We start from the raw sequence: 12,276 nt of genomic DNA on the forward strand, positions 1-12,276 counted from the left end.
CGGTTCGGTCATCTAACGTCCGATCAGGGCAAGAATGACAGCAGGACTGACGCCAAACACTGGTTAACACAACCAGTTGCGGTCGCAATTGTGTCGCGGGTCGTTATGGCATTTCTGGTCATGCACGGTCATCGAACCGGGGGCGTGGCTGCCTGTAGACGACCCGCACCGCTGAGATCCCGGCAGCCGACGCACAGCCACGCGGCGGTCGCCGCCGCGGCCACCACCAGCACCGCAGAAGTCAGCAGCGCCGGACGAAAGTCATGGTGCACAAGGGGCGTCACTACCAACGGACCGACGATCTGGCCGACCGAATAGCCGGCGGTCAGTACCGCGACGGCGCCGGGGAAGGCCAGCTGCCGGCCAGCCGCCAACGCGATGGTGCTCACCCCGATGAACGTGCCGCCGAATGACACTGCGCCGATCAGCGCTGGTGCCGCGCCGCCGATGAGCGCGGGCAGGGCAATCCCCCCGGCTTGCACGAGCAGCGCCACCAGCAGCAGCGCCGGGGCTGACCACCGTGCGCCTGCCATTGCCCAGACCGCCGCGGAAGGTACGGCGGCGAGGCCGACCAGCATCCAGGCTGCGTTGCCGAGCCCGCCCGGTGACCTCTGTCCGATGGCTGCGACCAGGAATGTGCCCGCGATGATGTATCCTACTCCCTCGAGGGAGTAGCAGGCCAGCAGGACCAGGAACCAACGCCGTGGACCCGGAGGTTTGGCGGTCGTTGCCCCGATGGGCGGTCCATCGGCACCGCGCATCCGCCAGGCAATCGCCCCGACGGCGGCGGCGAGCGCTGCCGACGCCCACCAGGCGGTTCGCCATCCAGTAGTCGGCAGGACCAGCACCAGCACGCCCGACAGAGCGATACCGACGCCTACGCCGCCGAATCCCCAACCCGGCAGCTGCGCCGAACGGCCCCGGGCGTGGTCCAGCATCCACTCGACCGCAATCACGAACAGCACGGCGCTTGCGAATCCGGCAACCGTGCGGATCACCAACCAGACCACCACGTCATGCGTCGTCGGCATTAGCGCCAGACTGACGACGACGGCGACGAGCGCCACCCGCCACATGGCGGTCGTCTGGATCAGCCTGGGCACCGCCACACCTGCGAGGGCTCCAACGAGGTACCCGACGTAGTTGGCGGTGGCTAGAGCACCCGCGGCCGACGGACTTAGCCCCGCCTGGGACGTCATCAGCGGCAGAATCGGCGTGTAGACGAACCGGCCGATGCCCATGGCGGCGGCCAAAGCCGCAGCGCCACGGGCGATGTGGACGTGTGAATGATTCCAGACCATCGTCTCATCGTGGATGACGCGTAGCGGCGCGGCCACGACACGTTTGCTCCCAGCTATAAGGCGTTGACTCTCAGCAGGGTTGGACTGCTACGCAGTACGGGTCCGTCGATGGTGTCCGTCACACGTTCCACAATGACCTCGGTCGGCTTCGTCGACATGCAGACGCACGTACTGGTAGACCGGCTAGAAGTGCATACATGGCCGCGGCCCTGCTTCGGGGAACAGCGTGCATGCCGCGACAAGTGCGCGTCTACATCCGCATCGCGGGAGACGTTGTCGCTGAGTAGGCAAGGCGCGTAGTCGAGGTGTACATCCCGCCATCTGAGTCCTGTTCCAGACAACCCGTTTGGTCTCTCAGGCGGCCGATCGCCAGCCCCGGCAGTGCACCCGCCCGGCACCCGGCTGTCTCCGCATATTCCTCTAGAGCACCAGCTCGGCGAATGCCCGCACCGGGAACGTCCCGAAGCCCTCGATCGCCGGCGGGGCCGCGGTGAACCGGGCGCCGTGGGCGGGCAACGCTCCCAGGTTCGTCAGATGTTCGACGACGTGCACGCCGGCACCGAGCAGCAGGGTGTGGGCTGGGCGCTCACCACCGGCTTCGGTGTCATCGATATTGACCGAGTCGATCCCGACGAGCACCGCACCGGCATCGATGAGGTACTGCGTCCCTTCCGCAGTAAGAAACGGTGCACCCGACCCGTAGGCCTCGGTGCCGAAGTGCTGATCCCACCCGGTGTGCAGCAGGACCGCGGCACCGCGCACGTCACGATCGGCCAGCGTCTCGGCCCGGATACCGCGCCGGTCGGCGTCCCACGCATCCGCCAGGTGGAACACCTCGGTGCGCAAGCCGACCAGCGTCGAGAGGTCGAGCCCGGCGAGGTCGGGTCCCTCGGCGTAGCGGTGGAACGGTGAATCGAGATAAGTGCCGGTGTTACCGATCATGGTGATGATGTCCATCGCGAATTCGGTTCCAGGAGCGTACTTTTCGCGGGAATCGACCCGGGTCAGGTGCGGGGTGATGGCGGGTGCAGGCAGTCCGGGATAAGTGATCAGACCGGCGCGGATCGGATGGCTGAGGTCGACGATCCGCCCGGTGGCGCCCGAGGGCGCTACCGGCACACCACGGCTGCCCCGGTGTTGTTCGGCCACGATGCGCAGCCCCCGCAGCTCCACGGTGTCCACCAGGGCCAGCCCGAGATGTTCGATAAGGAGCCGTCCTACCACCGCCTCATCGACCTGCGCCGACGGCAGGTCGAGCCGGAAGTCGGTGCCGATCAGGTCTCCGCCGTTGGCGAAGCGGATCTCGAAATCGAAGTGGGCGCGGTGATCTGACATGACGCAGAGGCTACTTCGAGCAAGCAGTTCGTGACAAAATTCTGTCGGACCTCTCTGCTTTGATGGTGCTATGTCCTTAACCGCAACATCTTTGGTGTCTGAGCTCAGTCCCAAGGAGCGCCTTGCGGTGTTGTTCGAACAGTTGGCGGAGCTGACCGGGCAACGCAACGCGATCGACGGCCGCATCGTGGACATCGTCGCAGAGATCGACCACGACGACCTGGCCGGCATGACTGGCGCGCGTTCCATCCCCGCCCTCATCGCCTGGAAGACCGGCACCTCACCACGCAACGCCGAAACCATCGCCACCATCGCGCACCGGCTCACCGAATTTCCCCAATGCGCAGACGGCCTACGAGCGGGCCGGTACTCACTGGATCAAGTCGGCGTCATCGCCGAACAGGCCTCCGCCGGATCCGACGAGCACTACGCCCAACTCGCCGCCAGCGCCACCGTCAACCAGTTGCGAACTGCGGTCAAGCTCGAACCGAAACCCGAACCCGAACCCGAACCGCCGTCGTCGTCGGTCACCAAAACCGTCGACCGACACGACTACACCACCTGGCGGATCCGGCTCTCGAAACTGGAGGCAGCGAAGTTCGATGCCGCCTTGGCCTCACATCAAGACGCCGTGGTCGCCGACTGGAAACACGACCACGACAACAGCACAGCAGAGCAGGCACCGCCGTTCCCGAACGCCGTCGACGGGTTCATCCACCTAGTCGATGCGGGCTGGGACGCCGAGGCGACCCGACGGCCACAGGGCCAACGCACAACCGTCGTGGTTCACCTCGACCTCGATCGGCGTGTCGCCGGCCTGCATCTGGGCCCGCTACTCACCGACGACGAACGCCAATACCTGACCTGCGATGCCACCTGCGAAGCCTGGTTCGAACGCCGCGGACGTCTCATCGGCGCCGGACGGTCCACCCGCACCGTCAACCGCCGACTGCGCCGCGCACTCGAACACCGCGACCACTGCTGCGTGGTGCCCGGCTGCGGGGCCACCCGCGGTTTGCACGCCCACCACATCCGGCACTGGGAAAACGGCGGCCCCACCGACCTGGGCAATCTGGTGCTGGTCTGCCCCTTCCACCACCGGATGCATCACCGCGGAGACATCACCATCACCGGCCCCGCCCACCGCCTACTGGTCACCGACAACGAAGGCGAACCCCTCACCCCAGGATCCCTGGCCCACCCACCGACCACACCCCCACCACAAGTCCCACCCTATTCCGGGCCGACCGGCGAACGCGCCCAATGGTGGTGGTACACCCCCTTTCAACCACAACCACCCCCGACCAGCAACTAACGCCGCTGCGCGGAGCACAGCACCTCACCGTTGAATACGTTCCGCGCCAACGGGCAAACGGGTTAGAACACCCGGCCGCGCAGGATCACCAGATCGGGTGCGCCGAGTACGTGTTGGCCGTGCCGCGGGTCGTCGGCGAAGCACAACAGATCCGCGGGCGCGCCATGCTCCAAACCGGGCCGCCTCAACCAACTGCGGGCCGACCACGACGCCGCACCCAGCGCCTCGGTCGGGTCCATCCCGATGCCCTTGAGTGCCTCGACCTCGTCGGCGATGCGGCCGTGGGCGATCATCCCGCCGGCATCGGTACCGGCATAGATCGGCACCCCGGCCTCCCGCGCCGCACCCACCCGCGCACGGCACGACCCGTAGAGATCCCGCATGTGCTTGGCGTACGTCGGGTACTTGGCTGCCGCGTCGGCGATTCCGGGAAAATTCTCGATGTTGATCAGGGTGGGCACCAGTGCGGTGCCGTTGGCGAGCATCAGGTCGATGACGTCCTCGGTGATGCCGGTGCCGTGTTCGATGCAGTCGATCCCGGCGTTGATCAGGCCCGGCAGCGCGTCCTCGCCGAAAACATGCGCGGTGACGCGGGCACCGTTGGCGTGAGCAGCTGCAATCGCAGCGGTCAGTACGTCATCGGACCACAACGGGGCCAGATCGCCGACGCCACGGTCGATCCAGTCCCCCACCAGCTTCACCCAGCCGTCGCCGCGTCGGGCCTGTTCGGCGATGAACTCGGGCAGCTGTGCTTCGTCGTCGACGTCGATCGGCACATTCGGCAGATAGCGCTTGGGTCGGGCCAGATGGCGGCCGGCGCGGATGATGCGGGGCAGGTCGTCGCGCTCGTCGAAGCTGCGGGTGTCCACCGGCGAGCCCGCGTCACGCAGCAGCAATGCGCCTGCGCCGCGCTCGGTTTCGGCCTGGGTGACCGCCTCGTCGAGCGGCACCGCCCCACCGGGGCCGAGGCCGACATGGCAGTGCGCGTCGACCAGCCCGGGCACGATCCAGCCGCCGTCCCAGATGGTGTCAGCGTCAGCGACCGGCTCAGAACTCAATACACCGGCGCCTTCATTCCCGACCACCCACCACTGCGCGGGTTCGCCGTCAGGCAGGCCACGGCCGCGCACATGAAGGCGCACCGGGCGACCTACTTCTGGCCCGGGAACTTCAACTTGGAAAGATCGAAATTGGCCAGACCGGGCGGTAATTCGTCGAGACCGGGCGGCATCTGGGACAAATCGGGAAAGCCGCCGGGAGCGCCCGCACCCAGTAACGGATTGCGTGCCTTCGGCGGCGTCGGGCCGCGGCTGTTGCCCTTCTTGCCCTTCTTACCCTTGGCGTTCTTGCGCTGATTGGCCTTGCGGTTGGCACCTGGCATACCGAATTTGCCTGCCATCGAGGCCATCATCTTGCGAGCCTCGAAGAAGCGATCCACGAGCGAGTTAACTTCAGACACCGACACCCCGGATCCATTCGCGATGCGCAGGCGACGCGACGCGTTGATGATCTTCGGGTCGGCCCGCTCGGCGGGGGTCATACCGCGGATGATCGCCTGCAACCGGTCAAGCTGGCTGTCGTCGACCGCGGCCAGTGCGTCCTTCATCTGGCCAGCGCCGGGCAGCATGCCGAGCAGGTTGCCGATCGGGCCCATCTTGCGGATGGCCAGCATCTGTTCGAGGAAGTCTTCCAGCGTGAGCTCGCCGGAACCGATCTTGGCGGCGGCCTCCTCGGCCTTCTGCGCGTCGAAGACCTGTTCGGCCTGCTCGATGAGCGACAGGACGTCGCCCATGCCGAGGATGCGGCCCGCCATCCGGTCGGGGTGGAAGACGTCGAAGTCCTCCAGTTTTTCACCGGTGGAGGCGAACAGAATGGGTACGCCGGTCACTTCGCGGACCGACAGCGCCGCGCCGCCGCGGGCGTCACCGTCCAGCTTGGTCAGGACCACGCCGGTGAACCCGACACCCTCGCGGAACGCTTCGGCGGTGGCGACGGCGTCCTGCCCGATCATCGCGTCCAGGACGAAAAGGACCTCGTCGGGGTCGACGGCGTCGCGGATACCCGCGGCCTGGCGCATCAGTTCCTCGTCGATACCGAGGCGGCCCGCGGTGTCGACGATGACAACGTCGAAGTGTTTGGCCTTGGCCTCGGCGATACCCGCCGCCGCGACGGCGACCGGATCACCGGGGGGCGCGTCGTGGGAACCTTCCGCGGTTCCGGGATGCGGGGCGAACACGGCGACACCCGCACGCTCACCGACGATCTTCAGCTGGCTGACCGCACCGGGGCGCTGCAGGTCGCAGGCCACCAGGATCGGGGTGTTCCCTTGTCCGCGAAGCCATTTCGCGAGTTTGCCGGCCAGAGTGGTCTTACCGGCACCTTGCAGGCCGGCGAGCATGATCACCGTGGGCGGCGTCTTGGCGAAGGCCAGGGTTCTGGTCTGACCGCCGAGGATGCCGACGAGCTCCTCGTTGACGATCTTGACGACCTGCTGAGCGGGGTTGAGCGCACCGGAGACCTCGGCACCCTTGGCCCGCTCCTTGATCCTGGTGACGAAGGCCCGCACGACGGGCAACGACACGTCCGCCTCGAGGAGCGCCAGTCTGATCTCGCGGGCAGTGGCGTCGATATCGGCGTCAGTCAGCCGGCCCTTACCACGCAGGCCAGTCAGCGCACCGGTCAACCGGTCGGACAGGGATTCAAACACCTGGCAAGCCTATCTGCCCGGCCCGCCGCACTCACTACCCGCAGATGCTCGACACCCGAATCCGGTGTAACCGGAGTTGTCGTGATACCCCAGGTGCTGGTCAGGGCCGTGGGCCAACACCGTCGAAAGCCGCTGAGCGGGCCGCAACGAGACAGGCCGCCCGGTGTGCGGCCCCGACGCTCGTCAGCAGTGGCAGTTCGGTTCGGCACGAGGGCTCTGCCACCGGGCACCGCGCGGCGAAGGCACACCCTGGTGGTGGGTGCACAGCATCGGGAAGCTCGCCTGGAACCACCTCGGGGCGGGTTCGCACTGCGGGATCCGGCGACGGCATCGCCGACAGCAGCGCACGGCTGTACGGGTGAGCCGGGGTACGCAGGACCTGCGCGACGGGTCCCTCCTCGACGATCCGTCCGAGGTACATCACCGCAAGCCGGTCCGCCAGCACCGCGGCGCTGGCAAGGTCGTGGGTGATCAGCAGGACCGCCAAGCCGTCGCGGCGCAGGTCGTCGATGAGTGTGAGCACACTGGCACGCACCGAGACGTCGAGCATGGAGACCGGCTCGTCGGCCACCAGCAGGCGGGGCGTCAGTGCTACGGCGGCGGCGATGGCCACCCGCTGACGCTGCCCGCCGGACAGCTGGTGCGGGAAGCGGTCGAGCACCCACTCCGCGGGTGAGAGCCCCACCCGTTCCAGCGCGCGGCGCACGGTGTCGTTACGTTCGCCGCGCGGTACCTGGTGAATGCGCAGCCCCTCCTCGACGATCGCGCGCACGGTCATTCGCGGATCGAGCGAGTCGTAGGGATCCTGATGGACCAGCTGGATCGCCCTGCGATAGGGCTGCAGCGCCCTACCGCGCAGCCCGGCCAAGTCGACACCATCGAAAAAGACATGTCCGCCGGTGGCCCGCTGCAGCCCGGTGATGGCGCGCGCGACACTGCTTTTCCCGCAACCGGATTCGCCCACCAATGCCACGATCTCGCCCGCACCCAGCCGCAGCGACACCTGCTCGACGGCATGCACCACGGACCGCGTCCGGCCGAAGAGCCCGGCCGGGCCGACAGGGTAGCGCACGGTGAGGTCGGACAACTCCAGCAGCGGCGCGCCCATCACGGCACCCTGGTCGGCGCAGGCAGGTGACACGCGACGAGGCTGTCACCGTCGAACCTGTTGGGCGGCTCACTGATTCGGCAGATCTCCGTCACCGACGGGCAACGCGGCGCGAACGCACATCCAGTGACAGGGGCGTCGAGTCTCGGCGGTTCGCCGGGGATGGAGCGCACTGCGGCGTCTGCCATCGGGTTGGGGATGGCGGCCAGCAGCGCGGTCGTATATGGGTGTTCGGGAGCAGTGAGCAGCCGAGCCACCGGGGCCGCCTCGACGACGAGCCCGGCGTACATCACCGCCACCTGCTCGGCCACCTGCGCGACGGCAGGCAGGTCATGGCTGATGAACACCAAGGCCACGCCGAGATCATCGGTGACGTGTCGCAGCAGCTCGAGGATTTCAGCCGCCACGATGACATCCAGTGCGGTGGTCGGCTCGTCGGCCAACAGCACCTTAGGCCCGCACGCCAGCGCCATGGCCAGCGCAGCACGCTGGCGCATCCCGCCAGAGAACTCGTGCGGGTAGCGCGCCGCCCGCTGCGCCGGGATGCCAACGAGTTCAAGCAATTCCGCGACACGCCTGTCAGCCTGTCTGCGGGATGCGCCGCGGTGCAGCCGGATCGGCTCGGCGATCTGATCAGCCACGGTGCGCACCGGGTTGAAAGCGTTCATCGCCCCCTGGAACACCATCGCGATATCGCACCAGCGGTACGGACGCATACCGGAGTCGCCCCCTGCCAGGATGTCGACGCCGTCGAGCAACACCTGTCCGCAGACCTCGGCGTTGGGCGGCAGCAAACCCATCATCGCCAGCACCGCGGTGGACTTGCCGCATCCCGATTCGCCGACGATCCCGAGGCGGCTGCGCGCCTCGAGGGTGAAAGACACGCCGCGGACCGCACAGACCCGCGACTTACCCAAGTCGAAGTCGACATGTAGGTCCCGCACCTGCAGCAGCGGCGTCATGCGCGCCCCGACTCTGCGTAGTGCGGCCGCACCCGAAACCGCCGGACGGCCAGATGACCGACCCGCAGCCGGGGGTTGAGCGAATCCTCCATCCCCTGACCGGCAATGGTGGCGGCCAGCACCACCAGCGTCACCGCCAGACCGGGTGGCAGCACCACCCACCACGCATCTGCGACCACCGCACCCTGATCGAGTGCGTCCTGGATCATCCGGCCCCACGACACCACCGACGGGTCCCCGAGCCCGAGGAAGCTGATGTAGGTCTCGGCGAAGATCGCATTGGCCACCATCAGCACGGTGTTGGCGACCAGCAGGGGTGTCACATGCGGTACCACGTGGCGAGCCAGCACCGACAACGGCGAGGCGCCCATCGCTTCCACCCGCCGCACAAAGGTGCGTTGCCGCACCGACATCACCTGCGCCCGAATAAGTCGTGCGGTCGAGGCCCAGTAGACCAGCCCGATGACGATCACGATGTTGCCCAAGCTCTGGCCGAACACCGCGGCGGCGACGATCATCAGCGGAATGTCGGGGATGACCAGGAAGTAGTCGGTGATCCGCATCAGGACACCATCGGTTCGCCCGCCGAAATACCCTGCGACAACCCCGATCACACCGCCGATCAGCATGCCGACCAGCGCAGCGACCGAACCCACCAGCAGCGACGTCTGGGCGCCGTGCACGAGCCGGCTGAGTACGTCGAAACCACCGCCGTCCAGCCCGAGTGGATGACCTGCGGTGGGGGCGGCAAACCCGTTGGAGAATTGAGTGTTGATGCCGGCCGGGGAGATCACCGAGGCCAACAGCGCAACCGCGGCGAAGACCGCCAGCGCGCACAACCCCACCGCCGTCTGGCGGTTGCCACTGACGAGCCGGCGCAGGGCACCCGGCGCCCGTGCGGCGCCGCTGACCCGCTCAGCCGAGCGCGACGCGACCATGGGAGATCCTCGGATCGATGCGGACATAGATGAGATCGGCCACCAAGTTCGCCATGATCACCGCGACAGTCAGCAGCAGAAAGATACCCTGTAGCACTGGGTAGTCACGCTTATCGATCGCATCGACGACAGCGAATCCGATTCCGGGGTAACTGAATACGTCCTCCACCACAATCGCGCCCGCGACGATCGAACCAGCCGACAGCGCCACGATGGTGACCAGCGGCAGCATCGCATTGCCCAAGGCGTGGCGACGGACGATTGTCGCGTCCCGCAGCCCCTTGGCCCGTGCGGTGAGGATGTAATCCTCACCGAGGGTGTCGAGCATCGCCGACCGAGTGACGATGGCGTACTGCCCGTAGGAGCCGATGCCGAGGGTCAGCGCCGGCAGGATCAGATGCTCGGTGCGGTCCGCCAGTAGATCCCACGTCGACGGTTCCCCCAGGACGCCGAGAGTGGCGCTCTGGATACCTACCGCCGGAAGGCCAACGGCCGCAGCGAGATAGAACACCACGAGGAGACCGATCCACTGTGTCGGCATCGCGTAGCAGGCCAGGCTGGTCCACTGCGAGGCGGAATCGAGCACCGTCCCGCGCCGCCACGCCGATACCACCCCACTGGCGACACCGAGCACCAACGCGATGATGGTGCCCGCGACAAGCATCGGCAGCGTGTTGAGCAGCGGGCCGACGACGGCCTCCCACACCGGTTTTCCGCTGGCCGTGCTGATGCCCAGGTCGCCGCGCGCCAACTGGCCCAGATAGCGCAGGTACTGCGCGGGCAGCGGGGCGTCGAGTCCGTAACGCTCCAGCAGCGCCTGCCGCAGCTGTGGGGTACAGCTGCGGCAGCGCAAAGCCGACACCGCGTTGCCCGGCATCACCCGAAAAAGAAAGAAGTTGATCGTCGCGGCGACAACTGCGGTGACCAGTGCGAACCAGATCCTGCTCAGCGCAGGCATCAAGCGCGCCTCGGACTCGTGTAGTAGGCCTTCCCCAGTGTGAACAACGTCGGCTCGAAGCCGGTCCAGCCTGTCGAGCTTGCGGTGACCAGATTGGTCTCTACCACCTGGATATAGGGCCGCGCCCTGGCGATCTCGGCCTCGGCCTGCCAGACGAGGTCACGGCGCGCGGCGGGATCTACAGTGGTGCGCTGACTTTCGTAGAGCGCATCGTATGCGGGGTCGCTCCATCCGGTGTCACTGTTGTTGTCGAGCTCACTGGTGGTGACCACGCCCAGGTTGAAGTCCGGGTCGATATAGGGGTGCCAGTACCAGGTGAACATGTCGGCGTCTTCGTACTTGCCGTCCGGCGCGGTGATCAACGCGTACGCCTGAGTGCCGTCACCACCCGCCTGCTCCGTCAGCTGCACGCCTGCCTTCTCGAACGCGCTCTGCAACAGGGTGAACTGCAGGTGGCCGTCGTAGTCGGTGTCATTGGGCACGATCACCGTGTAGCGCATGGGATGTGCGGGCTGGGCATGCTCACCGCTGGTGGCGGGCACCACCCGCACACCGTCGGGTCCCCGCCGATAGCCCAGCGAGTCGAGGATCTGATTGGTCTTGTCGACATCGTTGGGTAGCGGCTGCACCTGCGGGTTGACCCAGTCACCCGACCAACCCGACAGGATGTTCGCCCATGGCTTGGCCTCACCGCCGAACACTGTCTGGGCAATCTGCTCACGGGGCAGGGCGTACTCGAACGCCTCGCGCAGTCGCGGATCGAGCAGTTCGCGGTTCTGCTTCTTGGCGTCGCTGGAGTTGAACCCGAAGTTGGTCACCTCGTTACCGGGCTGGCTATCGAGGCGGATTCCCGGCGTCGATCGCAACTCGGCGGCGTCTTTGAACGGGATCGCGTCGACGAAGCCAAGCCGATCCGCCTTGAGGTCGGCGATCATCGCGGTGGGGTTGGTGTAGTAGGTCAGTGCGACGGCCGACGCGTGCGGTTTGGGTCCGTAGAAGTTCGGGTTGGGCGTGAAAACCGTGGTGCCCTTTTCCTCGTACTTGCTGACGGTGAATGGCCCACCGGCCACCACCGGCAGCTGCTGTTCTGGCTTGAACTCGGTCAGACCGGAACCGTCCGCGGCGGTCGCGTGCGGCGCCCAGACATGTTTGGGCAGGATGTACATCTGCTCCAGGTTGGCCATCGCCGGACCCATCGGCTGCTCGTAATGGATCACCAGCGTGTGCGGATCTGGAGCCTCGGCCGAGGAAACCCCGGCGAGCACCTTGGCCATCGAGGCGGTGGCACCGTCGGCGTACTTGCGGATGGTGTCGATGGTCCATACCGCGTCGTCGGCGGTCAGGTCCTGGCCGTCGGACCACTTGCCGTCGTGGAGCTTAAAGGTGATGGTGCGACCGTCGGGTGTTTCGGTCCATTCCTGAGCCCAGTCGCCCTCCAGCTTCAGACCTGGGCCATATTGCACCAGCTGTGGGTAAAGCATCGAATACGCTGTGCTGTCTTGTGTTTCGATGCCGACAAACGGGTTGAGCGATTCGATGTAGTAGGTGGTGCCGATGGTGAGTACGTTGTCCGTGTCGGTGCTGGCACTCTTCGAGCACCCTGCGGCCAGCAACGCCGTCACCGCGACTATCGCCGTCGTTCGTCGTCTCAT

The 12,276-nt window shown here is 66.7% G+C and carries 10 protein-coding genes; 1 reads left to right on the top strand and 9 read right to left on the bottom strand.

Going from position 1 to position 12,276, the window contains the following annotated elements; translation table 11 throughout:
• Nucleotides 1-128: 128 nt before the first annotated feature.
• A complete protein-coding gene (locus tag ADBZ9O_RS23040) occupies nt 129-1,337 on the bottom strand; it encodes a YbfB/YjiJ family MFS transporter (protein WP_526525241.1) in 1,209 nt (402 codons plus the stop codon).
• Nucleotides 1,338-1,721: 384 nt separating this feature from the next.
• Nucleotides 1,722-2,636: a cyclase family protein gene (locus tag ADBZ9O_RS23045; protein ID WP_526525242.1), complete on the bottom strand. Its 915-nt coding sequence runs from the start codon at nt 2,634-2,636 to the stop codon at nt 1,722-1,724.
• Between the two features lie 70 nt (nt 2,637-2,706).
• On the opposite strand from ADBZ9O_RS23045, the gene ADBZ9O_RS23050 reads away from it, so the two are divergent.
• On the top strand, nt 2,707-3,951 hold the full coding sequence (locus ADBZ9O_RS23050; RefSeq protein WP_526525244.1) for an HNH endonuclease signature motif containing protein: 1,245 nt from the start codon (nt 2,707-2,709) through the stop codon (nt 3,949-3,951).
• Between the two features lie 62 nt (nt 3,952-4,013).
• Here the strand turns inward: ADBZ9O_RS23050 and ADBZ9O_RS23055 are convergent, their stop codons facing one another.
• The 7 genes from ADBZ9O_RS23055 to ADBZ9O_RS23085 form a co-directional block, all read right to left on the bottom strand.
• The gene (locus tag ADBZ9O_RS23055; RefSeq protein WP_526525245.1) at nt 4,014-5,093 is read right to left on the bottom strand and encodes an amidohydrolase family protein; all 1,080 of its coding nucleotides are present in this window, start codon (nt 5,091-5,093) and stop codon (nt 4,014-4,016) included.
• A gap of 8 nt (nt 5,094-5,101) precedes the next feature.
• Nucleotides 5,102-6,658 (bottom strand): signal recognition particle protein, encoded by a 1,557-nt coding sequence (gene ffh, locus ADBZ9O_RS23060; protein WP_526525247.1) that lies wholly within the window; start codon nt 6,656-6,658, stop codon nt 5,102-5,104.
• Between the two features lie 100 nt (nt 6,659-6,758).
• The gene (locus ADBZ9O_RS23065; RefSeq protein WP_526525248.1) at nt 6,759-7,799 is read right to left on the bottom strand and encodes an ABC transporter ATP-binding protein; all 1,041 of its coding nucleotides are present in this window, start codon (nt 7,797-7,799) and stop codon (nt 6,759-6,761) included.
• Nucleotides 7,766-8,728, bottom strand: a complete 963-nt coding sequence (locus tag ADBZ9O_RS23070; RefSeq protein WP_526525250.1) for an ABC transporter ATP-binding protein — start codon at nt 8,726-8,728, stop codon at nt 7,766-7,768. Before ADBZ9O_RS23070 ends, ADBZ9O_RS23065 begins: the two co-directional genes overlap by 34 nt.
• Entirely contained in the window at nt 8,725-9,666 is a 942-nt protein-coding gene (locus tag ADBZ9O_RS23075; protein WP_526525252.1) for an ABC transporter permease, read from the bottom strand. The genes ADBZ9O_RS23070 and ADBZ9O_RS23075 overlap by 4 nt, the downstream gene beginning before the upstream one ends.
• Nucleotides 9,644-10,624, bottom strand: a complete 981-nt coding sequence (locus tag ADBZ9O_RS23080; protein WP_526525253.1) for an ABC transporter permease — start codon at nt 10,622-10,624, stop codon at nt 9,644-9,646. Before ADBZ9O_RS23080 ends, ADBZ9O_RS23075 begins: the two co-directional genes overlap by 23 nt.
• The gene (locus ADBZ9O_RS23085) at nt 10,624-12,276 is read right to left on the bottom strand and encodes an ABC transporter substrate-binding protein (protein ID WP_526525254.1); all 1,653 of its coding nucleotides are present in this window, start codon (nt 12,274-12,276) and stop codon (nt 10,624-10,626) included. The genes ADBZ9O_RS23080 and ADBZ9O_RS23085 overlap by 1 nt, the downstream gene beginning before the upstream one ends.

The sequence above is a fragment of the Mycobacterium sp. genome (assembly GCF_965229105.1).
GTDB lineage: Bacteria > Actinomycetota > Actinomycetes > Mycobacteriales > Mycobacteriaceae > Mycobacterium.